This window comes from Exiguobacterium sp. R-17, assembly GCF_049913315.1.
Lineage (GTDB): Bacteria > Bacillota > Bacilli > Exiguobacteriales > Exiguobacteriaceae > Exiguobacterium_A.
Map to the genome: position 1 here is coordinate 107,574 of NZ_CP184372.1, position 25,322 is coordinate 132,895.

Annotated in this window: 33 protein-coding genes and 1 other annotated feature; all 33 genes read left to right on the plus strand. The window is 47.3% G+C overall.

Annotated features, from left to right (window positions below):
* Positions 1 to 8 precede the first annotated feature (8 nt).
* Entirely contained in the window at positions 9 to 560 is a 552-nt protein-coding gene (gene nusG, locus ACN9MT_RS00605) for a transcription termination/antitermination protein NusG (protein ID WP_023466607.1), read from the plus strand.
* Positions 561 to 709: 149 nt separating this feature from the next.
* Positions 710 to 1,135, plus strand: a complete 426-nt coding sequence (gene rplK, locus ACN9MT_RS00610; RefSeq protein ID WP_023466609.1) for a 50S ribosomal protein L11 — start codon at positions 710 to 712, stop codon at positions 1,133 to 1,135.
* A 117-nt stretch (positions 1,136 to 1,252) separates the two neighbouring features.
* On the plus strand, positions 1,253 to 1,939 hold the full coding sequence (gene rplA / locus ACN9MT_RS00615; protein ID WP_064300983.1) for a 50S ribosomal protein L1: 687 nt from the start codon (positions 1,253 to 1,255) through the stop codon (positions 1,937 to 1,939).
* 55 nt (positions 1,940 to 1,994) lie between these two features.
* Positions 1,995 to 2,146: a sequence feature (ribosomal protein L10 leader region), on the plus strand.
* A 50-nt stretch (positions 2,147 to 2,196) separates the two neighbouring features.
* Positions 2,197 to 2,703: a 50S ribosomal protein L10 gene (gene rplJ, locus ACN9MT_RS00620; protein ID WP_023466611.1), complete on the plus strand. Its 507-nt coding sequence runs from the start codon at positions 2,197 to 2,199 to the stop codon at positions 2,701 to 2,703.
* A gap of 76 nt (positions 2,704 to 2,779) precedes the next feature.
* Entirely contained in the window at positions 2,780 to 3,148 is a 369-nt protein-coding gene (gene rplL / locus ACN9MT_RS00625) for a 50S ribosomal protein L7/L12 (RefSeq protein WP_023466613.1), read from the plus strand.
* 82 nt (positions 3,149 to 3,230) lie between these two features.
* Positions 3,231 to 3,827 (plus strand): class I SAM-dependent methyltransferase, encoded by a 597-nt coding sequence (locus ACN9MT_RS00630; protein WP_035413150.1) that lies wholly within the window; start codon positions 3,231 to 3,233, stop codon positions 3,825 to 3,827.
* 231 nt (positions 3,828 to 4,058) lie between these two features.
* Positions 4,059 to 7,616, plus strand: coding sequence for a DNA-directed RNA polymerase subunit beta (rpoB, locus tag ACN9MT_RS00635; protein WP_035399374.1), 3,558 nt, complete (start codon positions 4,059 to 4,061; stop codon positions 7,614 to 7,616).
* 20 nt (positions 7,617 to 7,636) lie between these two features.
* Positions 7,637 to 11,236, plus strand: a complete 3,600-nt coding sequence (rpoC, locus tag ACN9MT_RS00640) for a DNA-directed RNA polymerase subunit beta' (RefSeq protein ID WP_035413153.1) — start codon at positions 7,637 to 7,639, stop codon at positions 11,234 to 11,236.
* Positions 11,237 to 11,316: 80 nt separating this feature from the next.
* A complete protein-coding gene (locus ACN9MT_RS00645; protein ID WP_023466620.1) occupies positions 11,317 to 11,568 on the plus strand; it encodes a ribosomal L7Ae/L30e/S12e/Gadd45 family protein in 252 nt (83 codons plus the stop codon).
* Between the two features lie 125 nt (positions 11,569 to 11,693).
* Positions 11,694 to 12,113: a 30S ribosomal protein S12 gene (rpsL, locus tag ACN9MT_RS00650; RefSeq protein ID WP_023466621.1), complete on the plus strand. Its 420-nt coding sequence runs from the start codon at positions 11,694 to 11,696 to the stop codon at positions 12,111 to 12,113.
* A 49-nt stretch (positions 12,114 to 12,162) separates the two neighbouring features.
* Positions 12,163 to 12,633: a 30S ribosomal protein S7 gene (gene rpsG, locus ACN9MT_RS00655; RefSeq protein WP_023466623.1), complete on the plus strand. Its 471-nt coding sequence runs from the start codon at positions 12,163 to 12,165 to the stop codon at positions 12,631 to 12,633.
* Positions 12,634 to 12,757: 124 nt separating this feature from the next.
* Complete coding sequence (fusA, locus tag ACN9MT_RS00660; RefSeq protein WP_035413156.1) at positions 12,758 to 14,836, plus strand: elongation factor G; 2,079 nt, start codon at positions 12,758 to 12,760, stop codon at positions 14,834 to 14,836.
* 117 nt (positions 14,837 to 14,953) lie between these two features.
* Complete coding sequence (gene tuf, locus ACN9MT_RS00665) at positions 14,954 to 16,141, plus strand: elongation factor Tu (protein ID WP_035413159.1); 1,188 nt, start codon at positions 14,954 to 14,956, stop codon at positions 16,139 to 16,141.
* Between the two features lie 316 nt (positions 16,142 to 16,457).
* Positions 16,458 to 16,766, plus strand: coding sequence for a 30S ribosomal protein S10 (gene rpsJ / locus ACN9MT_RS00670; RefSeq protein ID WP_029343090.1), 309 nt, complete (start codon positions 16,458 to 16,460; stop codon positions 16,764 to 16,766).
* Between the two features lie 68 nt (positions 16,767 to 16,834).
* Complete coding sequence (rplC, locus tag ACN9MT_RS00675; protein ID WP_023466629.1) at positions 16,835 to 17,461, plus strand: 50S ribosomal protein L3; 627 nt, start codon at positions 16,835 to 16,837, stop codon at positions 17,459 to 17,461.
* A gap of 29 nt (positions 17,462 to 17,490) precedes the next feature.
* Positions 17,491 to 18,114 carry a 50S ribosomal protein L4 gene (gene rplD, locus ACN9MT_RS00680; RefSeq protein WP_023466630.1) on the plus strand — a complete coding sequence of 208 codons (624 nt, stop codon included), beginning with the start codon at positions 17,491 to 17,493 and terminating at the stop codon, positions 18,112 to 18,114.
* Positions 18,114 to 18,398 carry a 50S ribosomal protein L23 gene (gene rplW / locus ACN9MT_RS00685; RefSeq protein WP_023466631.1) on the plus strand — a complete coding sequence of 95 codons (285 nt, stop codon included), beginning with the start codon at positions 18,114 to 18,116 and terminating at the stop codon, positions 18,396 to 18,398. The genes rplD and rplW overlap by 1 nt, the downstream gene beginning before the upstream one ends.
* Before the next feature lie 32 nt (positions 18,399 to 18,430).
* Complete coding sequence (gene rplB, locus ACN9MT_RS00690; protein WP_023466632.1) at positions 18,431 to 19,261, plus strand: 50S ribosomal protein L2; 831 nt, start codon at positions 18,431 to 18,433, stop codon at positions 19,259 to 19,261.
* Positions 19,262 to 19,324: 63 nt separating this feature from the next.
* A complete protein-coding gene (gene rpsS / locus ACN9MT_RS00695; protein WP_012369013.1) occupies positions 19,325 to 19,603 on the plus strand; it encodes a 30S ribosomal protein S19 in 279 nt (92 codons plus the stop codon).
* A 20-nt stretch (positions 19,604 to 19,623) separates the two neighbouring features.
* Positions 19,624 to 19,956: a 50S ribosomal protein L22 gene (rplV, locus tag ACN9MT_RS00700; RefSeq protein ID WP_012369014.1), complete on the plus strand. Its 333-nt coding sequence runs from the start codon at positions 19,624 to 19,626 to the stop codon at positions 19,954 to 19,956.
* A 12-nt stretch (positions 19,957 to 19,968) separates the two neighbouring features.
* The gene (rpsC, locus tag ACN9MT_RS00705) at positions 19,969 to 20,625 is read left to right on the plus strand and encodes a 30S ribosomal protein S3 (protein ID WP_023466633.1); all 657 of its coding nucleotides are present in this window, start codon (positions 19,969 to 19,971) and stop codon (positions 20,623 to 20,625) included.
* A gap of 33 nt (positions 20,626 to 20,658) precedes the next feature.
* Positions 20,659 to 21,096: a 50S ribosomal protein L16 gene (gene rplP, locus ACN9MT_RS00710; protein WP_012369016.1), complete on the plus strand. Its 438-nt coding sequence runs from the start codon at positions 20,659 to 20,661 to the stop codon at positions 21,094 to 21,096.
* Positions 21,083 to 21,286, plus strand: a complete 204-nt coding sequence (gene rpmC / locus ACN9MT_RS00715; RefSeq protein WP_012369017.1) for a 50S ribosomal protein L29 — start codon at positions 21,083 to 21,085, stop codon at positions 21,284 to 21,286. Before rplP ends, rpmC begins: the two co-directional genes overlap by 14 nt.
* A 31-nt stretch (positions 21,287 to 21,317) precedes the next feature.
* On the plus strand, positions 21,318 to 21,581 hold the full coding sequence (gene rpsQ / locus ACN9MT_RS00720; protein ID WP_023466634.1) for a 30S ribosomal protein S17: 264 nt from the start codon (positions 21,318 to 21,320) through the stop codon (positions 21,579 to 21,581).
* Positions 21,582 to 21,629: 48 nt separating this feature from the next.
* Positions 21,630 to 21,998, plus strand: a complete 369-nt coding sequence (gene rplN / locus ACN9MT_RS00725) for a 50S ribosomal protein L14 (protein ID WP_012369019.1) — start codon at positions 21,630 to 21,632, stop codon at positions 21,996 to 21,998.
* Positions 21,999 to 22,032: 34 nt separating this feature from the next.
* Positions 22,033 to 22,344 (plus strand): 50S ribosomal protein L24, encoded by a 312-nt coding sequence (gene rplX, locus ACN9MT_RS00730; protein ID WP_012369020.1) that lies wholly within the window; start codon positions 22,033 to 22,035, stop codon positions 22,342 to 22,344.
* 31 nt (positions 22,345 to 22,375) lie between these two features.
* Positions 22,376 to 22,915 carry a 50S ribosomal protein L5 gene (gene rplE / locus ACN9MT_RS00735; RefSeq protein ID WP_023466635.1) on the plus strand — a complete coding sequence of 180 codons (540 nt, stop codon included), beginning with the start codon at positions 22,376 to 22,378 and terminating at the stop codon, positions 22,913 to 22,915.
* A gap of 14 nt (positions 22,916 to 22,929) precedes the next feature.
* Complete coding sequence (gene rpsN, locus ACN9MT_RS00740) at positions 22,930 to 23,199, plus strand: 30S ribosomal protein S14 (protein WP_023466636.1); 270 nt, start codon at positions 22,930 to 22,932, stop codon at positions 23,197 to 23,199.
* Positions 23,200 to 23,230: 31 nt separating this feature from the next.
* Entirely contained in the window at positions 23,231 to 23,629 is a 399-nt protein-coding gene (gene rpsH, locus ACN9MT_RS00745; RefSeq protein ID WP_012369023.1) for a 30S ribosomal protein S8, read from the plus strand.
* Positions 23,630 to 23,660: 31 nt separating this feature from the next.
* Positions 23,661 to 24,197 carry a 50S ribosomal protein L6 gene (rplF, locus tag ACN9MT_RS00750; RefSeq protein WP_023466637.1) on the plus strand — a complete coding sequence of 179 codons (537 nt, stop codon included), beginning with the start codon at positions 23,661 to 23,663 and terminating at the stop codon, positions 24,195 to 24,197.
* A 37-nt stretch (positions 24,198 to 24,234) separates the two neighbouring features.
* On the plus strand, positions 24,235 to 24,585 hold the full coding sequence (gene rplR, locus ACN9MT_RS00755; protein WP_023466638.1) for a 50S ribosomal protein L18: 351 nt from the start codon (positions 24,235 to 24,237) through the stop codon (positions 24,583 to 24,585).
* Between the two features lie 22 nt (positions 24,586 to 24,607).
* Positions 24,608 to 25,108, plus strand: coding sequence for a 30S ribosomal protein S5 (gene rpsE / locus ACN9MT_RS00760; protein ID WP_023466639.1), 501 nt, complete (start codon positions 24,608 to 24,610; stop codon positions 25,106 to 25,108).
* Between the two features lie 18 nt (positions 25,109 to 25,126).
* A complete protein-coding gene (gene rpmD, locus ACN9MT_RS00765; protein WP_023466640.1) occupies positions 25,127 to 25,312 on the plus strand; it encodes a 50S ribosomal protein L30 in 186 nt (61 codons plus the stop codon).
* The last annotated feature ends 10 nt before the right edge of the window (positions 25,313 to 25,322 follow it).

Consider the following 25,322-nt stretch of genomic DNA (forward strand, 5'->3'; position numbering starts at 1 on the left):
GGCCTACCATGGAGAAACAATGGTTTGTCGTCCAAACGTATTCCGGATTCGAAAACAACGTCAAGGCGAACCTTGAACGTCGAATTGAATCCATGAACATGGACGAAAAAATCTTCCGTGTACTCGTTCCGATTGAAACGGTACAAGAAGAAGTAACGAACAAAAAGGGAGAAACGAAAATCAAGGAACGTGAAGTCAAGATCTTCCCGGGGTATGTCCTCGTTGAGATGGTCATGACGGATGATTCCTGGTATGTCGTCCGGAATACTCCGAACGTCACAGGCTTCCTCGGATCAGTCGGCGGCGGTTCAAAACCGACCCCACTTCTTCCGGAAGAAGCAGAAAATATCCTTGGATCAATGGGTCTTGTCGATCTGAAGAGCCGTTACGACTTCTCACTCGGCCAAATCGTCCGAATCAAAGAAGGAGCTTTCGAAAATCTCGAAGGTACGATCGAGGAGCTTGATACAGATGCTGAGAAAATGAAAGTCTCTGTTGATATGTTCGGTCGCGAAACGAAGGTCGAGCTTGATTTCGCACAGGTCGATAAAATCGATTAAGTTTCCTATTGCGAATGTTTTGTTTTAATGATACAATTTTTCGTGTTTGATGTTGTGCTTATTTCGATAAATAACTCGTCGAATAGAATGAGTGGGAGGACGCGCAACGTCCAATTAAACCACATTAAAGAATTAAGGAGGTGTGTCTCGTGGCGAAGAAGGTTATGAAACTCGTAAAACTTCAAATTCCTGCGGGCAAAGCAAACCCAGCTCCACCAGTTGGACCGGCACTCGGTCAAGCAGGTGTGAACATCATGGGCTTCTGTAAAGAGTTCAACGCTCGTACACAAGACCAAGCCGGCTTGATTATCCCTGTAGTCATCACGGTTTTTGAAGATCGTTCATTCACATTCATCACTAAAACTCCTCCAGCAGCAGTTCTCTTGAAGAAAGCAGCTGGAATTGAGAGTGGTTCAGGTGAACCGAACCGTAAGAAAGTAGCGACAGTCAAACGTGACAAAGTTCGTGAAATCGCTGAAACAAAAATGCCAGACCTTAACGCATCATCTGTTGAAACAGCAATGTTGATGGTTGAAGGTACTGCACGTTCTATGGGTATCGTAATCGAAGACTAATGTCTTTTTGATTACCATGAACAACGATGAGGGTCGCAGGCGGATAGTTTCTTGAAGCCTGCTACCCTTTCATTATGTGGGAGGATTTTCCGCACAACCACAAAGGAGGAACCTAAAATGGGTAAGAAGTACAAAGAAGCTGCTAAGCTTATCGATCGTACGGTTTCATACGAACTCGCAGAAGCTGTAGATTTGACTAAAAAATCTGCAACTGCGAAATTCGATGAGACTATCGAATTGGCTGTTCGTCTCGGAGTAGATCCGAAGAAAGCAGACCAACAAATCCGTGGAGCAGTCGTATTGCCACACGGTACTGGTAAAACACAAAAAGTTCTCGTCTTCGCGAAAGGTGAGAAATTAAAAGAAGCGGAAGCTGCTGGAGCAGATTACGCTGGTGATGCTGAGTACATCAACAAAATCCAACAAGGATGGTTCGACTTCGACGTTATCGTCGCGACACCAGACATGATGGGTGAAGTTGGTAAACTTGGTCGCGTTCTCGGACCAAAAGGCCTCATGCCAAACCCGAAAACAGGTACAGTTACATTTGACGTCACAAAAGCAATCAACGATATCAAAGCTGGTAAAGTTGAGTACCGTGTCGACAAATCAGGTAACATCCACGTTCCTGTCGGTAAAAAATCATTCGATAACGAGAAACTCGTTGATAACATCAACACAGTTATCGAAACTCTCGTAAAAGTTAAGCCTGCTACTGCTAAAGGTGTATACCTTAAGAACATCGCGATCGCTTCTACAATGGGTCCTGGTGTAAAAGTATCTTCAGCTGACTTCGCGAAATAATTTCGTCTAAAACGAACTTGACAACGTTCTAAGAACGCTGTTACAGTATAAAACGTTGATATATTTCGACATACCGTAGACAGAAGGTGCTCATATGGGCATAAATCCTTCCGAGGTGTTCTTGCTCAGAGAGCCTGTTTGTTCAGGTATCCTTTTTGACGATTACGCCTCCTCTGCTTTGCAGACGGAGGCTTTTTATTTGAAATCGAGCAGCCCCTCGCACCGGTACATTTCATCTACCAGGAGGTGCAACAGAAATGGCAAACGAAAAAGTTATCGCTGTCAAAGCGGATCTCGTATCTGAGATCGCTGAGAAACTCCAAGCGAGCGCAGGAACAGTTGTCGTCGACTACCGTGGTCTCACAGTAGAAGAAGTCACTGAACTTCGTAAACAACTCCGCGAAGCGGGCGTTGAATTCAAAGTTTACAAAAACGGTCTCCTCCGCCGCGCGGCAGTTCAAAGCAACCTCGAAGGTCTTGATGAAGTCTTCACAGGTCCTAGTGCGATCGCCTTCAGCAATGAAGACGTTATCGCGCCAGCTAAGATCTTGAACGACTTCGCTAAAACGCACAAGGCTCTCGAACTTAAAGGTGGTATCATCGAAGGCAAAGTCACTTCAGTAGAAGATGTCAAAGCCCTTGCGGAACTTCCATCACGCGAAGGTCTCCTTTCGATGCTCCTCAGCGTGCTTCAAGCGCCAATCCGTGGACTCGCGGTGGCAACGAACGCAATCGCAGAGCAAAAAGAAGAACAATCTGCTTAATTTCTGCTTAGCGGGATAGGCAACCAACACAATTTTCACACCCCAACGTGGGCTAAATCAAAGGAGGAAAACCATAATGGCTTTCAACAAAGAGCAATTTATCGAAGACCTCAAGGGCATGACTGTTCTTGAACTTAACGAACTCGTAAAAACAATCGAAGAAGAATTCGGCGTATCAGCAGCAGCTCCAGTAGCAGTTGCAGGTGCTGGCGCAGGCGCAGCAGCTGAAGAGCAAACTGAATTCGACGTTATCCTTACTAACGCTGGATCTGGTAAAATCAACGTCATCAAAGCAGTTCGCGAATTGACAGGCCTCGGTCTTAAAGAAGCGAAAGCTCTCGTAGACGGAACTCCAGCACCAGTTAAAGAAGGCGTTTCGAAAGAAGACGCTGAAGCAATGAAAGCTAAGCTTGAAGAAGCTGGCGCTACTGTAGAAGTTAAGTAATTTTCTTCTTCCGTAGAAACAAGAGAAGCTCGCATTGCGAGCTTCTTTTGTTTTCATCTTTTACATGAGAGGGGAAGGAAACATGGCGGATCATTATTATACGAATGACCCTTCATCGAAACGAGATCCGAAGACGTGGGAATATGTCCTGCGTGGTCAAACGCTCCGCTTTACATCGGATCACGGTGTCTTTTCAAAGAACGGAATCGATTTTGGTTCACGTCTGTTGATTGAGGCATTCACGGAACCGGCTGTAGCTGGAGACATTTTAGATGTCGGCTGTGGATATGGACCGATGGGCATTGCGCTCTCGAAGTCGACAGGACGTCCGGCACACTTGATCGATGTCAATGAACGGGCGCTCGAACTAGCGGCAGACAATGCGCGCGCGAACGGTGTTTCCGTGACGACCGGTGTGAGTGACGGGTATGATGGGGTAGGCGAATCGACATTCGCAGCGATCGTGACGAATCCACCGATTCGGGCAGGAAAAACGGTCGTTCATCGTATTCTCCGAGAAGCATATGATCATCTCATCGTTGGTGGCGAACTTTGGGTCGTCATTCAAAAGAAACAAGGTGGACCATCAGCAAAGAAGTTGATGGAAGAAGTATTCGGTATGTGTGAGACAGTTACCCGGGATAAAGGGTACTCGATATTTAAATCAATTCGGTCTTGACAAATCGAAGGATTTGTCGTTGACCTCATGTTGTGTCTATGATAGTATTATAAAATGCCATTGGAGTGATTTTTGGATAAGATGTTTGAAAGCAGCTGGCGTTCTCGACTACAGATGATTGAGTAGACAAGACGTCGCTTTTTTGCGCTTATCAATCAAAAAATGGCTTCAATGTTCGATATTACACCCGTCCTTCTCTATAAGAAGAAGTGGGTCTGAGAGGTGAATCAGTTGACTGGTCAACTTGTTCAGTACGGTCGTCACCGTCAGAGAAGAAGCTATGCACGTATCAGCGAAGTATTGGAACTTCCAAACTTAATCGAGATTCAAACGAATTCGTATGAGTGGTTCCTGCGGGAAGGTCTTCGTGAAATGTTTCATGACATTTCGCCGATTTCCGATTTCACAGGGAATCTCGTATTAGAATTCATCGACTACTCGCTCGGAGAGCCGAAGTATTCGATCGATGAATCGAAAGAGCGCGACGTGACCTATTCGGCACCACTACGCGTTAAAGTCCGTCTTCAAAATAAAGAGACGGGTGAATTGAAAGAACAAGAAGTCTTCATGGGTGACTTCCCGCTTATGACGGAGTCGGGAACATTCATCATCAATGGAGCGGAGCGCGTAATCGTTTCGCAGCTTGTTCGTTCGCCAAGTGTTTATTACAACAATAAGTTAGATAAGAACGGTAAGCGTGGATTCTCCGCGACAGTCATCCCAAACCGTGGTGCATGGCTCGAGCTCGAGACAGACGCGAAAGACATCGTTTATGTTCGCATTGATCGCACGCGTAAGATTCCAGTAACGGTTCTTTTACGTGCTCTTGGTTTCGGTACGGATCAGGAAATCATCGATCTTCTCGGTGATGATGAGTACCTCCGGAATTCACTTGAAAAAGATAATACGGAATCAACGGAAAAAGCCCTCATCGAGATTTATGAGCGTCTACGTCCGGGAGAGCCGCCGACAGTCGAAAACGCAAAAGCGTTACTCGTGTCGCGCTTCTTTGACCCGAAACGTTATGATTTGGCAAACGTTGGTCGTTATAAAATCAATAAAAAGCTTCATCTTAAGAACCGTCTTTTCGGTCAGAAACTTGCGGAAACGCTCGTTGACCCAGAGACAGGTGAAGTCATCGCGGAAGCAGGAACGGTCCTTGATCGTCGTATGCTCGATAAAGTCCTTCCATTCCTCGAAGGATCCGTTGGTTACATCGAAGCGACGCCTACAGGCGGCGTGACGCAGGGTGAGGCTTTCAACTTACAGTCAATCAAGGTGTTCGCACCGGACGATGCTGAAGGTGAACGCATCATCAATATCATCGGTAACGGTAACATCGATCGTGACATCAAGCACATCACGCCTGCTGACATGATTGCTGCGATCAACTACTTCTTCAACTTGTTGCATGAAGTCGGTACGACAGACGATATCGATCACCTCGGTAACCGTCGTCTCCGTTCAGTCGGTGAGCTGCTCCAGAATCAATTCCGGATCGGTCTCTCGCGGATGGAACGTGTCGTTAAAGAACGGATGTCGATTCAGGATCAGAATGCGATCACGCCACAGGCATTGATCAACATTCGTCCAGTTATCGCATCGATTAAAGAGTTCTTCGGTAGCTCGCAGTTGTCTCAGTTCATGGACCAAACGAACCCGCTTGCAGAATTGACGCACAAACGTCGTCTTTCAGCACTCGGACCCGGTGGTTTGACACGTGAGCGCGCTGGTTTCGAAGTTCGTGACGTACACTACTCGCACTATTCCCGTATGTGTCCGATCGAAACGCCAGAGGGACCAAACATCGGTTTGATCAACTCGTTGTCTTCGTACGCGAAGGTCAATGAGTACGGCTTCATCGAAGCACCATATCGTCGTGTCGATCCGGAAACGGGCGTCGTCACAGATGAAATCCATTACATGACTGCAGACGAAGAGGATCTTTACGTCGTCGCACAGGCAAACATGTTGTTGACGGAAGAGAAGACGTTCCAAGATTCACACGTCCTTTCACGTTTCCGTGGACAAAACTTGTCTGTTGAACCAGCACGTGTCGATTATATGGACGTTTCACCGAAGCAGGTTGTATCTGCCGCAACGGCTTGTATCCCGTTCCTTGAGAACGATGACTCGAACCGTGCCCTCATGGGAGCGAACATGCAACGTCAGGCCGTCCCACTTCTGAACCCGGAATCTCCGATTGTCGGTACAGGTATGGAGTACGTGTCTGCAAAAGACTCAGGAGCCGCTGTTGTTGCGAAGCACGCAGGGATCGCTGAGCGCGTTACGGCGCGTGAAATCCTTGTCCGTCGTACGACGGAAGTCGATGGCAACATCGTCGAAGGTGAACTCGACCGTTACAAGATTCAAAAATTCATCCGTTCTAACCAAGGAACGTGTTATAACCAAAAACCAATCATCAAAGCAGGCGACCCAGTCGATAAAGGCGAGATCCTTGCAGATGGTCCATCGATGGACGGTGGGGAACTTGCGCTTGGTCGTAACGTACTCGTCGGTTTCATGACATGGGATGGTTACAACTATGAGGATGCTGTCATCATGAGTGAACGTCTTGTCAAAGACGACGTCTACACATCGATCCACATCGAAGAATACGAATGTGAGTCGCGTGATACGAAACTCGGACCGGAAGAAATCACACGTGATATTCCGAACGTCGGTGATGATGCCTTGAAAAACCTCGACGATCGCGGAATCATTCGCGTCGGTGCGGAAGTCAAGGACGGCGATATCCTCGTCGGTAAAGTTACGCCGAAGGGTGTAACGGAATTGACAGCGGAAGAACGTCTTCTTCATGCAATCTTCGGTGAAAAAGCACGTGAAGTCCGTGATACATCTCTCCGTGTTCCACACGGTGGTGATGGAATCATTCTCGACGTCAAAATCTTCGACCGCGATAATGGGGACGAGCTCTCACCTGGTGTCAACCAGTTGATCCGTGCTTACATCGTTCAGAAGCGTAAGATTCACGAGGGTGATAAAATGGCGGGTCGTCACGGTAACAAAGGTGTTATCTCACGTATCCTTCCAGAAGAAGACATGCCGTACATGCCAGACGGTACGCCAATTGACATCATGTTGAACCCACTTGGGGTTCCATCACGGATGAACATCGGGCAGTTGCTCGAGCTTCACCTCGGGATGGCAGCACGTCAACTCGGCATTAAAGTCGCATCACCAGTATTCGATGGTGCGCGTGAGGAAGATGTTTGGGCAACGATTGAAGAAGCAGGTATGGATCGCGACGCGAAGACTGTCCTTTATGATGGTCGTTCGGGTGAAGCGTTCGATAACCGTATCTCTGTCGGTGTCATGTATATGATTAAACTTGCTCACATGGTCGATGATAAACTTCACGCACGTTCGACAGGACCATACTCACTCGTTACACAACAACCGCTTGGTGGTAAAGCCCAGTTCGGTGGTCAGCGTTTCGGTGAGATGGAAGTATGGGCACTTGAAGCATACGGCGCAGCCTACACGCTCCAAGAAATCCTTACAATCAAGTCGGATGATACGATCGGTCGTGTCAAAGCGTACGAAGCAATCGTCAAAGGTGAGAATGTACCACAACCGGGCGTACCGGAATCGTTCCGAGTCCTCATTAAAGAGCTTCAATCCCTCGGTATGGACGTTAAGATGATGTCTGCTGATGATGAAGAGATCGAAATGCGTGACGAAGACGAGGACAATATCCCGAACGCGACTCCAGCACTCGAAGAAGTTCAAGCGCCTGTCGCACCAGTTGTTACTGAAGAGGAATAAGCGAAAGGGAGGTCCACCCCTTGGTAGATGTTAATAGATTTGAATATATGCAAATCGGCCTCGCTTCCCCCGAAAAGATCCGTTCATGGTCTTTCGGGGAAGTGAAAAAGCCGGAGACGATCAACTATCGTACACTCAAACCGGAGAAAGATGGTTTGTTCTGTGAACGTATTTTTGGTCCAACAAAAGACTGGGAATGTTACTGTGGTAAATACAAACGGATCCGCTATAAAGGAATCATTTGTGATCGCTGTGGCGTTGAAGTCACGAAGTCGAAAGTCCGTCGGGAGCGCATGGGTCACATCGAGCTCGCAGCACCGGTTTCGCACATCTGGTACTTCAAAGGAATTCCTAGCCGTATGGGACTCGTCCTCGACATGTCACCACGTGCGTTAGAAGAGATCATCTACTTCGCGTCGTACGTCGTAACAGATCCAGGCGAATCGACACTTGAGAAGAAACAACTCCTTTCAGAGAAAGAATACCGTGCCTATCGTGAGAAGTTCGGTCGTTCGTTTACTGCTGAAATGGGTGCGGAAGCAGTTCGTAAATTGCTCCGTGACGTGGAACTCGATAAAGAAGTCGCTGCATTACGTGAAGAACTTCGTATGATTCAAGGACAACGTCGTACGCGTGCGATCAAACGTCTTGAAGTTCTCGATGCTTTCCGTAACTCGGGCAACAATCCAGAATGGATGGTGCTTGAAGTACTTCCAGTCATCCCACCGGAACTTCGTCCGATGGTTCAACTCGATGGCGGACGTTTCGCGACGTCTGACTTGAACGACTTGTACCGCCGCGTCATCAACCGTAACAACCGTCTCAAGCGTCTTCTTGACCTTGGCGCTCCGAACATCATCGTTCAGAATGAAAAACGGATGCTTCAAGAAGCAGTCGATGCCTTGATCGATAACGGTCGTCGTGGTCGTCCAGTCACAGGACCAGGTAACCGTCCACTTAAATCACTTTCACACATGTTGAAAGGGAAACAAGGACGTTTCCGTCAAAACTTGCTCGGTAAACGTGTCGACTATTCTGGTCGTTCGGTTATCGTCGTTGGTCCGAATCTGAAGATGTATCAATGTGGTCTTCCAAAAGAAATGGCCCTTGAACTCTTCAAACCGTTCGTCATGAAAGAACTTGTCTCTCGTGGCATCGCACCGAACATCAAGAGTGCGAAACGGAAAATCGAGCGCGTTCAACCTGAAATCTGGGATGTTCTTGAAGAAGTCATCCGTGAGCATCCGGTTCTCTTGAACCGTGCACCGACACTTCACCGTCTCGGTATCCAGGCGTTCGAACCAACGCTCGTCGAAGGACGCGCGATTCGCCTTCACCCACTCGTATGTACGGCATATAACGCCGATTTCGATGGTGACCAAATGGCGGTTCACGTACCACTTTCGGCAGAAGCACAAGCAGAAGCGCGTCTTCTCATGCTCGCTGCACAAAACATCTTGAACCCGAAAGACGGTAAACCTGTTGTTACACCATCGCAGGATATGGTCCTCGGTAACTACTACCTCACGCTCGAGCGCGAAAATGCGATCGGCGAAGGTAAAATCTTCTCGACAGTGAATGAAGCGCTCATCGCTTATCAAAACGGTTATGCGCACTTCCATACACGTGTTGCGATTCCAGCCGGCGTTCTCAAGAACCCGACATTCACGGAAGAGCAAAACGAGAAATTATTGATTACAACAGTCGGTAAGTTGATCTTCAACGAGATCCTCCCAACGACGTTCCCTTACTTGAACGAACCAACGATGACGAACCTTCAAGAAGCGACGCCAGACAAGTACTTCCTTGAAAAAGGAACAGATGTCGCGGCAGAACTGAAGAACCGTCCGATCATCGACCCGTTCAAAAAAGGATTCCTTGGAAATGTCATCGCGGAAGTCTTCAAACGGTTTGAGACGACAGAAACAAGCCGCATGCTCGACCGCATGAAAAACCTCGGATTCAAACACTCGACTCGTGCCGGTATCACGGTAGGGATCGCGGACATCATCGTTCTTCCGGATAAACAAGAGATTCTTGTTGAAGCCCAGGACAATGTCGACCGCGTCATGAAATCGTACCGTCGTGGTCTCATCACAGAAGACGAGCGCTATGAGCGCGTCGTTAAATCGTGGAATGATGCGAAGGATGAAATTCAGTCTCGTCTGATGAAATCCCTCAACCGTCTCAACCCGATCTTCATGATGAGTGACTCCGGTGCCCGTGGTAACGCGTCGAACTTCACGCAGCTCGCTGGTATGCGTGGACTCATGGCCGCTCCAAGTGGACGGATCATCGAGCTCCCAATCAAATCATCGTTCCGTGAGGGTCTAACGGTACAGGAATACTTCATCTCGACACACGGTGCACGTAAAGGTCTTGCCGATACAGCCTTGAAAACGGCTGACTCGGGTTACCTGACTCGTCGTCTCGTTGACGTTGCTCAAGACGTCATCATCCGTGAAGATGATTGTGGAACGGATCGTGGTATCCGCGTCACAGCACTCCGTGAAGGAACGGAAGAGATCGAAAGCCTCTACGACCGCCTCGTCGGCCGTACTGCATTCGAAAACGTCGTTCACCCCGAAACAGGAGAAGTCCTCGTTTCGACGAACGAACTCATCGATGAAGACATCGCACGTGTCATCACTGACGCTGGTGTCGACAACGTCGAGATCCGTACTGCCTTCACATGTAACACAAGCCATGGTGTCTGTAAGAAATGTTACGGACGCAACTTGGCAACAGGCAACGACGTCGAAGTCGGCGAAGCTGTCGGTATCATCGCGGCACAATCAATCGGTGAGCCAGGAACGCAGCTTACGATGCGTACCTTCCACACAGGTGGGGTTGCCGGAGACGATATCACACAAGGTCTTCCGCGTATCCAAGAGTTGTTCGAAGCGCGTAACCCGAAAGGTCAAGCGGTTATCTCGGAAATCGATGGTCAAGTCATCGACTTCACGGAATCGCGTGACAAACGTGAATTGACGGTCCAAGGACTCAGCGAAACACGCACATACACGATCCCATTCGGTTCGCGTCTACGTGTTCAGCTTGGGGACGAGGTCAAAGCCGGTCAAGTCTTCACGGAAGGTTCGATCGATCCGAAAGAACTCTTGAACGTTAAAGGTGTATCCGGCGTTCAGAACTACTTGCTTCAAGAAGTTCAAAAAGTATACCGGATGCAAGGGGTTGAGATCGGTGACAAACACGTCGAGGTCATGGTTCGCCAAATGATCCGTCGCGTACGTGTCATCGAGTCTGGTGAGACTTCACTCTTACCAGGTTCGCTCGTCGATATCAGCACGTTCAAGGAAGCTTGTAAAGAAGCGCTCCGTAACGGGAAAGCTCTCGCTTCGGCGAAACCAGTTCTTCTCGGTATCACGAAAGCGTCACTTGAAACAGATTCATTCCTATCGGCTGCGTCGTTCCAAGAAACGACTCGTGTCCTTACGGATGCAGCGATTAAAGGGAAGAGCGACTACCTTCGCGGCTTGAAAGAGAACGTCATCATCGGTAAGTTGGTTCCAGCTGGTACTGGGATGTCACGTTACCGTCAGATCGATCTCGAAGTAGCTGGCGAAGCACCTGTAGAAGCCGATTCTCCGGTAGAATAAAACGCCTTGACACGCCGGTATGGCGGTGCTACTATGATATAGTGTTGCCAACCGGCTGTGTTATTTTGGAGGATATCTTCATGTCTTACAAAAAAGTAGTCGGCGCAGATTTGAAGTTTGTCGGTCAAAAGCAAACGCTCAAAGCATTGCGATCTGGCAAGGCGTCGGAAGTGATCATTGCGGATGACGCAGATGAACACGTAAAACAAGCATTGCTCGATGCGGCGAAACAAGCTAACGTTCCAGTCGTGAATGTTCCTTCTAAGCAAGAGCTTGGAAAAGCTTGTGGAATCGATGTCGCAGCAACAGCTGTTGCCATTAAGAAAGTTTGATAATGCGTTTTGTGTGGCGATGGAATGCCTGAGCCACGCAAAACGTTTCATTATGACTTTCGATGAACCACCCGGCTCGGTGGTTTTGAAATTTGTCATGAATTCAGGAAGGGAGGATCTCAAAGATGCCTACTATCAACCAATTAGTCCGTAAAGGACGTCAATCAAAAGTTGTGAAATCAGATTCGCCAGCGCTGAACAAAGGGTACAACAGCTTCATTAAAGCTCGTACTGACATCAGCTCACCACAAAAACGTGGTGTTTGTACTCGTGTAGGTACAATGACTCCGAAGAAACCGAACTCGGCTCTTCGTAAATACGCACGTGTACGTTTGACGAACACAATGGAAGTAACAGCTTACATCCCAGGTATCGGCCACAACCTTCAAGAGCACAGTGTTGTTCTTATCCGCGGCGGCCGTGTAAAAGACTTACCAGGGGTACGTTACCACATCGTTCGTGGTGCACTTGATACAGCTGGTGTTGACGGCCGTATGCAAGGTCGTTCGAAATACGGTACTAAACGTCCTAAAGTTAAAAAATAATCTAGATATCTTAAGATATCACCTCACTATATGAAAGGAGGGACTCGGAATGCCACGTAAAGGTCAAGCAGAACGTCGTGATGTAATGGCTGATCCGATCTACAACTCTAAACTCGTTACCCGCCTTATCAACCGTCTTATGTTAGATGGTAAAAAAGGTACTGCTCAACAAATCTTATACAAAGCTTTCGAAACTATCGCTGAACGTTCAGGTCGCGATGCAATGGAAGTCTTTGAAGAAGCGATGAACAACATCATGCCAGTTCTTGAAGTTAAAGCACGCCGTGTAGGTGGAGCTAACTATCAAGTTCCTGTCGAAGTTCGCCCAGAGCGTCGTACGACACTCGCACTTCGTTACCTCGTGAACTACTCACGTCTCCGTAACGAAAAAACTATGGATGCGCGCCTTGCTAACGAAATCATGGACGCTGCAAACAACACTGGTGCTTCTGTTAAGAAGCGCGAAGATATGCACAAAATGGCGGAAGCGAACAAAGCGTTTGCTCACTACCGCTGGTAATTCCGAAAATCACCACCTCATGCATGCCATTTTTAATGGAATTATGAGGTGGCTTTCGGGTATAGTCATGACGTGTGGCAACACACGACCACTAAACTAAAATGCGAAAGGAGAATGTTTAAAGATGGCAAGAGAATTCTCCCTTAAGAACACTCGTAACATCGGGATCATGGCTCACATCGATGCTGGTAAAACAACAACGACTGAGCGTATCCTGTATTACACGGGTCGTATCCACAAGATTGGTGAAACGCACGAAGGTGCTTCACAAATGGACTGGATGGAGCAAGAGCAAGAGCGTGGGATCACGATTACATCGGCAGCAACAACTGCTCAATGGAAAGGTAACCGCGTAAACATCATCGATACACCTGGACACGTAGACTTCACAGTTGAGGTTGAACGTTCACTTCGCGTACTTGATGGTGCGGTAGCAGTACTTGACGCTCAGTCTGGTGTTGAGCCACAAACTGAGACAGTATGGCGCCAAGCTACAACTTACGGCGTACCACGTATCGTTTTCGTTAACAAAATGGATAAAATCGGTGCAGACTTCTTGTACTCGGTCGGAACGCTTCGCGAACGCCTCCAAGCGAACGCACACGCGATCCAAATTCCAATCGGTGCGGAAGATGAATTCAAAGGAATCATCGACCTCGTCGAACAGAAAACATACATGTACGGTAACGATCTTGGAACTGACATCGAAGTGACTGACGGTTTCCCAGCTGATCTCGCTGATCAAGCTGAAGAACTCCGTGGATCATTGATCGAAGCAGTTGCGGATTACGAAGAAGAATTGATGATGAAATACCTCGAGGGTGAAGAAATCACAATCGACGAGTTGAAAGCGGCTATCCGTAAAGCAACTCTGACAGTTGACTTCTATCCTGTACTCGTAGGTTCGGCATTCAAGAACAAAGGTGTTCAGCTTATGCTTGACGCAGTTCTCGATTACCTCCCATCACCAATCGACGTAAAAGCGATCTCAGGTATCGACATGGATACGGATGAAGAAATCGTGCGTGAGTCTTCGGACGAAGCACCATTCTCTGCACTCGCGTTCAAAGTCATGACTGACCCTTACGTCGGTAAATTGACATTCTTCCGTGTGTACTCTGGTACAGCTTCGGCAGGATCGTACGTTAAAAACTCAACAAAAGGCAAACGTGAGCGTCTTGGACGTATCCTTCAAATGCACGCAAACAGCCGTGAAGAGATCCCGATGGTATACGCGGGTGACATCGCTGCAGCTGTAGGTTTGAAAGATACGACTACTGGAGATACGCTTTGTGCAGAGAAAGACAACGTCGTTCTCGAATCAATGACATTCCCAGAACCAGTTATCTCGGTCGCTATCGAACCAAAAACGAAAGCTGACCAAGATAAAATGGGTCAAGCCCTCGCTAAGCTTGCTGAAGAGGATCCAACGTTCCGCACTGAAACAAACCCAGAGACTGGTCAAACGATCATCTCAGGTATGGGTGAGCTTCACCTCGACATCATCGTTGACCGTATGCGTCGCGAGTTCAAAGTCGAAGCAAACGTTGGTGCTCCACAAGTAGCTTACCGTGAAACGATCCGCCAAGCGGCGAAGATCGATTCGAAGTTCGCTCGTCAATCTGGTGGTCGTGGTCAGTATGGTCACGTCGTCGTAGAATTCGAGCCGAACGAAGAAGGCGCTGGCTTCGAGTTCAACAACAAAATCGTCGGTGGTGTTGTTCCACGTGAATACATCCCAGCGGTTGAGAACGGAATCGAAGAAGCACTTCAAAACGGTATCCTTGCTGGTTACCCGGTCGTTGACGTAAAAGCTTCACTCGTCTTCGGATCGTACCACGATGTCGACTCAAACGAGATGGCATTTAAAGTTGCGGCTTCAATGGCAGTCAAACAACTTAAAGATAAGAGCGGCGCTGTTATCCTTGAGCCAATGATGAAAGTTGAAATCGTCATCCCAGACGAATACATGGGAGACATCATGGGTGATGTTACATCACGCCGTGGTCGCGTAGAAGGTATGGAAGCACGCGGTAACGCTCAAGTTGTCCGTTCAATGATTCCACTTTCTGAAATGTTCGGATATGCTACTGGTCTTCGTTCACGCACACAAGGTCGCGGAACGTACTCGATGCACTTCGATCACTACGAAGAAGTACCGAAATCAGTTGCAGAAGAAATCATCAAAAAAGCAAACGGCTAATCCTTCACAGGTTGTCACGCTTTTCTGATTAGTGTAAGCTAAGGAAGGTGTACGTTATCTTACGACTCACCTTCCTAGTTATAAAAAATTATTAGACACATAGAGGAGGAATTCAGAATGGGTAAGGAAAAATTCGACCGTTCTAAACCGCACGTTAACGTTGGTACAATCGGCCACGTCGACCACGGTAAAACAACTTTGACAGCAGCTATCTCAGCTGTACTTGCAAAATCACAAGGTAAAGCTGCAACTAAGTTTGACCAAATCGATGGTGCTCCAGAAGAGCGCGAGCGCGGTATCACAATCGCAACAGCTCACATCGAGTACGAAACAGAAAAACGCCACTATGCACACGTTGACTGCCCAGGTCACGCTGACTATGTTAAAAACATGATCACTGGTGCTGCACAAATGGACGGCGCGATCCTCGTTGTTTCTGCAACAGATGGTCCAATGCCACAAACACGTGAGCACATCTTGCTTTCACGTCAAGTAGGTGTTCCTTTCATCGTAGTATTCATGAACAAAGTTGACATGGTTGACGACGAAGAGCTTCTTGAGCTCGTCGAAATGGAAATCCGTGAACTTCTTTCTGAGTATGACTTCCCAGGTGATGACCTCCCAGTTATCCAAGGTTCTGCTCTTGGCGCGCTTAACGGCGAAGCTAAATGGGAAGAAAAAATCATGGAACTCATGGCAGCTGTCGATGAGTACATCCCAGAACCAACTCGTGACACTGAAAAAGACTTCATGATGCCAGTTGAGGATGTCTTCTCAATCACTGGTCGTGGTACAGTTGCTACTGGCCGCGTTGAGCGTGGAGTTCTTAAAGTCAACGACGAGATCGAAATCGTTGGTCTTCACGAAGAAACTAAAAAATCAGTATGTACTGGTGTAGAGATGTTCCGTAAGCTTCTTGACTATGCTGAAGCTGGCGACAACATCGGTGCTCTTCTCCGTGGTGTATCACGTGACGACATCGAGCGTGGACAAGTTCTCGCGAAACCAAACACAATCACACCACACAAAAAGTTCAAAGCGCAAGTTTACGTTCTTTCTAAAGAAGAGGGTGGCCGTCACACGCCATTCTTCGCGAACTACCGCCCGCAGTTCTACTTCCGTACAACTGACGTAACTGGTATGGTTCAACTTCCAGAAGGTACTGAAATGGTTATGCCTGGGGACAACATCGAAATGACTGTTGAACTCATCGCACCAATCGCTCTTGAAAAAGAAACTCGTTTCTCAATCCGTGAAGGTGGCCGTACAGTAGGCGCTGGATCAGTTACAGAAATCGTTGAGTAATTTTTAAGATAAAGGTCTTCCGTCTCCCGTGGCGGAAGACCTTTTTTCATTTCTTTGAAAACAGTCTTGCAACATGGTCTGACATCTTATATACTGAGGAAAGTGTTTGTGCGAGTGGTGAGAGACTTGAATACATATTCTATTTTATTAGTGCTTGCATTCTTGCTGGTGATTCAGTATGATAGAATATGTTGGTCACAAACACAACGCGATGAAGCGGGAGGTTATGACACACCAGGCGGCATTGCCATGGCTAGTGTGGAAATTTCCGCGGAGAATGTCTATTTACGAAATAGGCGAAAAGGAGGGAAATAACATGGCAAATGAAAAAATTCGGATCCGTTTGAAAGCATACGATCACCGCGTGCTTGATCAATCGGCTGAGAAGATTGTCGACACAGCAAAACGTTCAGGTGCTACTGTATCTGGTCCGATCCCACTCCCAACGGAGAAAGCGGTCTACACAGTACTTCGTGCCGTTCACAAGTACAAAGATGCTCGTGAGCAGTTCGAAATGCGTACACACAAACGTTTGATCGACATCGTTAACCCAACACCGAAAACTGTTGATGCGCTTATGCGTCTCGAACTTCCATCGGGCGTTGACATCGAAATCAAACTTTAATTTTTCTTCTATAGATAGTTGATACTAGCCAGAAGATCAAAATCATTCAATATTAGGAGGTGTATCTCATGGCTAAAGGAATCTTAGGAACTAAACTCGGTATGACACAAATCTTCAACGAGTCAGGCGAAGTCGTCCCTGTTACTGTCGTTTCAGTCGAAGGTAACGTTGTTCTTCAATTGAAAACAACGGAAGTTGACGGTTACGAAGCAGTTCAACTCGGCTTTGGTGATATCAAAGAAGGTCGTCAAAACAAACCGCAAAAAGGTCACGCTGCGAAAGCAAACGCGACACCTAAGCGCTTCATTAAAGAAATCCGTACATCAGTAGCAGATTTCGAAATCGGTCAAGAGATTAAAGCAGATACTTTCGCTGCAGGCGAAATGGTTGATGTAACAGGTACGTCGAAAGGTAAAGGTTTCGCTGGTGCAATCAAGCGTCACAACCAATCACGTGGTCCAATGGCTCACGGTTCGCGTTACCACCGTCGCCCAGGTTCAATGGGTCCTGTTGCTCCTAACCGTGTATTCAAAGGGAAATTGCTCCCTGGACGCATGGGTGGAGAGCAAATCACTGTTCAAAACCTTGAAATCGTAAAAGTTGATGCAGAACGCGGCTTACTCCTCGTCAAGGGTGCTATCCCAGGCGCACGTAAGAGCCAAGTTGTCATCAAAACTGCGGTTAAAGGCAACTAATCCGTTTGCAAGGAAAGGAGGAATAACGAATGCCTAAAGTAGCTTTGCTTAACCAAACAGGTACACAAGTTGGAGACATCGAGCTCGCAGATGCCGTTTTCGGAATCGAGCCAAATGAAGCAGTCGTATACGATGCAATCGTCATGCAACAAGCTTCACGTCGCCAAGGTACACATGATACAAAAGGTCGCTCGGAAGTTCGCGGTGGCGGCCGTAAACCATGGAAACAAAAAGGTACTGGTCGTGCACGCCAAGGTTCGATCCGTTCGCCACAATGGGTTGGCGGTGGAACAGTCTTCGGTCCAACACCACGTTCGTACGCTTACAAACTTCCTAAAAAGGTTCGTCGTCTCGCACTTCGTTCAGCACTTTCTTCGAAAGTCGCTAACAACGAGTTCATCGTTCTTGAAGGATTGACAATCGATGCTCCTAAAACTAAGGACATGATCGCAGTATTCGCTGCTCTTTCAATCGAACGTAAAGTTCTCGTCGTTACTGCTGATTACAACGAGTCAGTCGTTCTTTCAACACGCAACATCCCAGGTGTCACAGTCGTTGACGCTGCAGGTGTAAACGTCCTTGATCTTGTCGCTCATGACAAAGTCATCATTACGAAGGACGCTGTTGCGAGAGTAGAGGAGGTGCTTGCATAATGGCACACACACACGACATTATCAAACGTCCTGTCATTACTGAACGTTCAGTAAACCAAATGGCTGAGAAAAAGTACACATTCGAAGTAGACGTGAAGGCATCTAAGACTCAAATCAAAGATGCAGTTGAAGCGATCTTCGGAGTGAAAGTTGACAAAGTCAACACATTGATCTCAAAACCAAAAGCAAAACGCGTAGGTCGTCACGCTGGTTACACAGCACGCCGCAAAAAAGCGGTCGTCACGCTTACTGCAGATAGCAAAGAACTCGATTACCTCGGTTAATCGGAACTCTGTAGAAAAGGAGGGAACTCTCGATGGGAATTAAAAAGTTTAAACCGACCACTAACGGTCGTCGTAATATGACTGCACTTGACTTTGCTGAGATTACGGCTTCACGTCCTGAAAAATCGTTAACTGAAAAGCTTTCGAAAAAGGGCGGACGTAACAACCAAGGTCGCTTGACAGTACGTCACCAAGGTGGCGGACACAAACGTAAATATCGTATCATCGACTTCAAACGGAACAAGGATGGCATCGCTGGTCGTGTCGCTACAATTGAGTACGATCCAAACCGCTCTGCTAACATCGCATTGATCCACTACATCGATGGTGAAAAACGCTACATCCTCGCACCGAAAGGCTTGAAAGTAGACATGCAAGTCATGGCTGGACCAGAAGCTGACATTAAAGTCGGTAATGCTCTTCCACTTTCAAACATCCCAGTCGGTACGTTGATCCACAACATCGAACTTAAGCCAGGTAAAGGTGGTCAGCTCGTTCGCGCAGCTGGTACTTCTGCTCAGCTTCTCGGTAAAGATGGTAAATACGCGATCGTTCGTCTTCAATCAGGCGAAACTCGTATGATCCTTGCTACTTGCCGTGCAACAGTCGGCGCTGTCGGTAATGAAGAGCACGAGCTCGTCAATATCGGTAAAGCTGGTCGTTCACGCTGGCTCGGAAAACGTCCTACAGTTCGTGGTTCTGTCATGAACCCAGTCGATCACCCACACGGTGGTGGTGAAGGACGTGCTCCAATCGGTCGTTCGGGCCCACTTACTCCTTGGGGTAAACCGGCACTCGGATACAAAACTCGTAAGAAAAACAAAGCGAGCGATAAATATATCGTCCGTCGTTCTAAAAAATAATTACATGATTTCTGGACGGTTCGTAGGAACCGTTCCTGAATCATGCCAAAGGGAGGTACAACTATGGGTCGCAGCTTGAAAAAAGGTCCATTCGCAGATCACCATCTGCTCGCTAAGGTTGATAAAGCCAACGAAGCTGGTGACAAACATGTCATCAAAACTTGGTCACGCCGCTCGACAATCTTCCCAGAGTTCATCGGTCACACGATCGCTGTCTACGATGGTCGTAAACACGTACCGGTTTACGTGACAGAAGATATGGTCGGTCACAAACTTGGTGAATTCGCTCCAACACGTTCTTACAAAGGACATGCTGGAAACGATAAGAAAACGAAACGTTAATCTGAGGGGAGGTACTCATTATGCAATCAAAAGCATCGGCTAATATGGTTCGCATTGCTCCTCGTAAGGCACGTCTCGTAGTAGACTTAATCCGCGGGAAGCAAATCGGCGAAGCACTTTCGATTCTTGCTTACACGAACAAGGCAGCAACGCCAATCGTTGAGAAAGTATTGAAATCGGCAATCGCGAACGCTGAGCACAACTTCGACATGAACATCGAAAACCTCGTAGTCACTGAGGCTTACGTAAACGAAGGTCCAACGCTCAAACGTTTCCGCCCACGTGCAATGGGTCGCGCAAGCCGCATCAACAAACGTACGAGCCACGTTCACATCGTGGTATCTGAAAAATAAGGAGGGATTACCGTGGGTCAGAAGATTAACCCAACTGGTCTTCGCGTAGGTATCATCAAAGACTGGGAATCACGTTGGTTCGCAGATAAAGACTATGCTGATCTCCTTCATGAAGACTACGTAGTTCGTGAATATATCGAAAAACGTCTTAAAGACGCTAGTGTCTCTAAAGTAGAAATCGAGCGCGCAGCTAACCGCTTGAACATCTCACTTCACACTGCTAAGCCTGGTATGGTTATCGGTAAAGGCGGTTCTGAAATCGAAACACTTCGTAAAGACATCACTAACCTTGCAAAAGGCAAACGCGTTCACGTTAACGTCGTTGAAGTGAAAAACCCGGATGCAGTTGCTAAGCTCGTCGCTGAGAACATCGCTCGCCAACTTGAAGGTCGCGTATCGTTCCGTCGTGCTATGAAGCAATCAATCCAACGCTCAATGCGTTCTGGTATCAAAGGAATCAAGACTGAAGTTTCTGGTCGTCTTGGTGGCGCTGATATCGCTCGTTCTGAGAAGTATTCGGAAGGAACAGTTCCACTTCATACACTCCGTGCAGACATCGATTACGGTACTGCAGAAGCTGATACAACTTACGGCAAAATTGGCGTAAAAGTATGGCTCCACCACGGTGAAGTGCTTCCTACGAAAAAAGCAGCAGCAAACGAAGAATAATCCACATCCGTCTAGGGAAGGAGGCAACACAACATGTTGTTACCAAAACGTGTAAAATATCGTCGTGTTCACCGCGGCAACATGCGTGGTAAAGCGAAACGTGGTACTACAGTACACTTCGGCGAGTTCGGTATCCAAGCTCAAGAAGCTAGCTGGATCACTAGCCGTCAAATCGAATCAGCGCGTATCGCGATGACTCGTTATATGAAACGTGGTGGTAAAGTGTGGATCAAGATCTTCCCACACAAGCCATACACTAAAAAACCTCTTGAAGTCCGAATGGGTTCAGGTAAAGGTGCTCCGGAGGGCTGGGTAGCAGTCGTCAAACCGGGTAAAGTAATGTTCGAAATCGCAGGAGTATCGGAAGAGATCGCACGCGAAGCTCTCCGTCTTGCATCACACAAACTTCCAGTAAAATGTAAGTTCGTAAAACGTGAAGAAAATGGTGGTGATACGAATGAAAGCAACTGATCTCCGTCAGCAAACAACTGAAGAGCTTAACGGTAAAGTCGGTTCGTGGAAAGAAGAGTTGTTCAACCTTCGTTTCCAACTCGCGACTGGTCAGCTTGAGAACCCTGCTCGTATCCGTGAAGTGCGCAAGTCGATTGCACGCGCGAAAACCGTTCTTCGTGAACGCGAACTCGGCATCAACAACGCATAATTCACTCGGATTCTGAGAGGAGGAACACTCAATGGAACGCACTAACAACCGCAAAGTGTTAACTGGACGCGTCGTTTCTGACAAAATGGACAAAACGATCGTAGTTACAGTTGAAACAAAAGTAAAGCACAAGCTTTACGGCAAACGCGTAAACTACTCTAAAAAGTACAAAGCGCATGATGAAAACAACACAGCTAAAATCGGTGATGTTGTACGCATTCAAGAAACACGTCCATTATCTAAGGACAAACGTTTCCGTCTCGTAGAAGTCATTGAAGAAGCAGTAATCATCTAAACTCTAATTAGTTCGGGTGAATAAACATCCGGAGGGAGGTACAATCGTATGATTCAACAAGAATCTCGCTTAAAAGTAGCAGACAACTCAGGAGCTCGTGAAGTCTTGACGATCAAAGTCCTCGGTGGTTCTGGTCGTAAAACTGCTAACATCGGTGACGTTATTGTTTGTACAGTAAAACAAGCAACACCAGGTGGCGTTGTCAAAAAAGGTGAAGTTGTACGCGCAGTAGTCGTTCGTACTAAACGTGGCGTTCGTCGTAAAGACGGTTCGTACATCCGTTTTGACGAAAACGCAGCAGTCATCATCAAAGATGACAAAAGCCCACGTGGCACACGTATCTTCGGACCAGTCGCACGCGAACTTCGTGAAAAAGACTTCATGAAGATCGTCTCGTTGGCACCGGAAGTACTTTAATTCCAAAGAATTCCTACAAGGAGGTGCTCTAACGATGCATGTCAAAAAAGGTGATAAAGTTCAGGTTATGACTGGTAAAGACAAAGGCAAACAAGGCGTTGTCCTTACAGCTATGCCTAAAAAAGATCGCGTAATCGTCGAAGGCGTTAACATGATCAAAAAACACTCAAAACCTTCTCAACTCAACCCGCAAGGCGGAATTGTCGAGAAAGAAGCACCGATTCACGTATCGAACGTTATGCTCATCGACCCTAAGACAGGTAACCCAACACGCGTTGGTTTCACTGTGGTTGACGGCAAGAAAGTACGTATCGCTAAAAAATCGGGCGAAGCTTTAGATAAATAAGAAGATTTAAAGAAAGGAGGTCCACTTTCTGATGAACCGTTTAAAAGCTAAATACCAAGACGAAATCGTCAAAGTAATGATGGAGAAATTCAATTACAGTTCTGTAATGCAAGCGCCGAAAGTCGATAAAATCGTAATCAACATGGGTGTTGGTGACGCTGTTACGAACTCTAAGGCACTTGACATGGCAGTTGAAGAGCTTCAGCTCCTCACTGGTCAGAAGCCACTCATCACGAAAGCTAAGAAATCAATCGCTGGTTTCAAACTTCGTGAAGGTATGCCAATCGGTGCGAAGGTTACACTTCGTGGCGAGCGCATGTACGAATTCCTCGACAAGTTGATCAACGTGTCACTTCCACGTGTACGTGACTTCCGTGGCGTATCGAAAAAATCTTTCGATGGCCGTGGTAACTACACGCTAGGCGTGAAGGAACAATTGATCTTCCCAGAGATCGACTACGATCGCGTATCGAAAGTCCGTGGTATGGACATCGTTATCGTAACTACTGCTAACACGGATGAAGAGTCACGTGAGCTTCTCACTGCACTCGGCATGCCATTCCAAAAATAAGGGAGGTCGACAACATGGCTAAGAAATCAATGATCGCACGTGAAGTAAAACGTCAAGCACTCGTTGAGCGCTACGCTGAAAAACGCGCAGAATTGAAAGCACAAGGCGACTACATCGGCTTGAGCAAACTCCCACGTAACTCTTCAGCGGTTCGTTTACACAACCGTTGTAGTATCACTGGCCGTCCACACGGTTACATTGGTAAATTCGGTATCAGCCGTATTAAGTTCCGTGATCTTGCTCATAAAGGTCAAATCCCTGGTGTTAAAAAAGCAAGCTGGTAATTCATTAAAGTTGTGAAAGGAGGTACATCGCATGGTTATGACAGATCCGATTGCAGATATGCTTACACGCATTCGTAATGCAAACATGGTTCGCCATGAGAAGTTGGAAATGCCAGCTTCTACAATCAAACGTGAAGTCGCTGAAATCCTCAAACGTGAAGGTTTCATCCGCGATGTTGAATATCTCGAGGACAGCAAACAAGGTACGCTCCGCGTATTCCTTAAATACGGCGCAAGCAACGAGCGCGTTATCACTGGACTCAAACGTATCTCGAAACCAGGTCTTCGCGTTTACGCGAAAGCTGATGAAATCCCGAAAGTACTCGGTGGTCTCGGAATCGCTATCGTTTCAACATCTAAAGGTGTAATGACTGACAAAGAAGCTCGCCAACAAAAAGTCGGCGGCGAAGTGATCGCATACATCTGGTAATACACGCATAAAAAGAACGGAGGTGTCTTAAATGTCACGTATTGGTAAAAAGCCAGTCGTCATCCCAGCAGGCGTTACAGTAACAGTTGAAAACAACACGGTTACGGTAAAAGGTCCTAAAGGGGAACTCTCACGCGAGTTCAGCCCAGCTATGGCGATCAACGTAGAAGGTAATGAATTGACTGTCACTCGTCCGAACGACGAGAAAGCAAGCCGTACGATCCACGGAACGACTCGTGCGCTTATCGCGAACATGGTTGAAGGTGTAAGCAACGGTTTCGCTAAGACACTCGATATCCAAGGTGTTGGTTACCGTGCACAAAAGCAAGGTAACAAAATCGTACTCAACCTCGGTTACTCACACCCAATCGAGTACACTCCGGAACAAGGCATCGAAGTCGAAGTTCCTACGAATACGCAACTCATCGTTCGCGGAATCAGCAAAGAACGTGTTGGTCACGTCGCTGCATTGATCCGTTCGTACCGTCAACCTGAGCCGTACAAAGGTAAAGGTATTCGTTACAGTGATGAAGTCGTTCGTCGTAAAGAAGGTAAAACAGGTAAGTAATTCGCACATGCGAATTGACCGGAAAGGAGTGGCATAAATGATCTCAAAGGCAGATAAAAACGCTACGCGTAAAAAACGTCATGGTCGTGTCCGTCGTACAATCATCGGGACTGCAACACGTCCACGTATGAACGTATTCCGTTCGAACAAGAACATTTACGTACAAGTCATTGACGATGCAACACATGCAACACTCGCATCTGCATCATCACTCGACCTTGAAAAAGGCAACACGACTGACGCTGCGGCAGCAGTTGGTAAGCTCGCAGCTGAGCGCGCTCTTGAAAAAGGTATCGAAACAGTCGTTTTCGACCGTGGAGGATATCTCTATCATGGACGTATCAAAGCTGTAGCTGAAGCAGCTCGTGAAGCTGGTCTCAAATTCTAATAGAAAAGGAGGGAACCTCTACATGCGCCAGTTAGAAATTAACATGGATCAACTCGAAGAACGCGTTGTTACCGTAAACCGCGTCGCGAAAGTAGTAAAAGGTGGCCGTCGCTTCCGTTTTGCTGCACTCGTCGTCGTTGGTGACAAGAATGGTCACGTAGGTTTCGGTACGGGTAAAGCTCAGGAAGTGCCTGAAGCGATCCGTAAAGCAATCGAAGATGCTAAGAAAAACATGGTTAACGTTCCAATCGTTAACACAACAATTCCACACGAAGTCAACGGTGTATTCGGTGCAGGTCACGTCTTCTTGAAGCCTGCTTCTGAAGGTACTGGAGTCATCGCTGGTGGTCCAGTTCGTGCGGTTCTCGAATTAGCGGGAATCAACGACATTCTTTCAAAATCACTTGGATCAAGCACTCCAATCAACATGGTTCGTGCGACTGTCGAAGGTCTCACATCACTCAAACGTGCTGAAGAAGTTGCGAAACTCCGCGGTAAAACCGTCGAAGAACTTCGCGGTTAAGAAAGGGAGGGAAAACAGATGGCGAAACTCGCAGTTACCCTCACACGCAGCATGATCGGTCGTCCGGAGAACCAACGCGTTACTACTCGTACGCTTGGTCTCCGTAAGATGCACCAGACTGTTGTCGTACCTGACAACGCTGCTATGCGTGGGATGATTAACCACGTGTCACACTTAGTGACAGTAAAAGAAATTCAAGAGTAATAGTTCGATA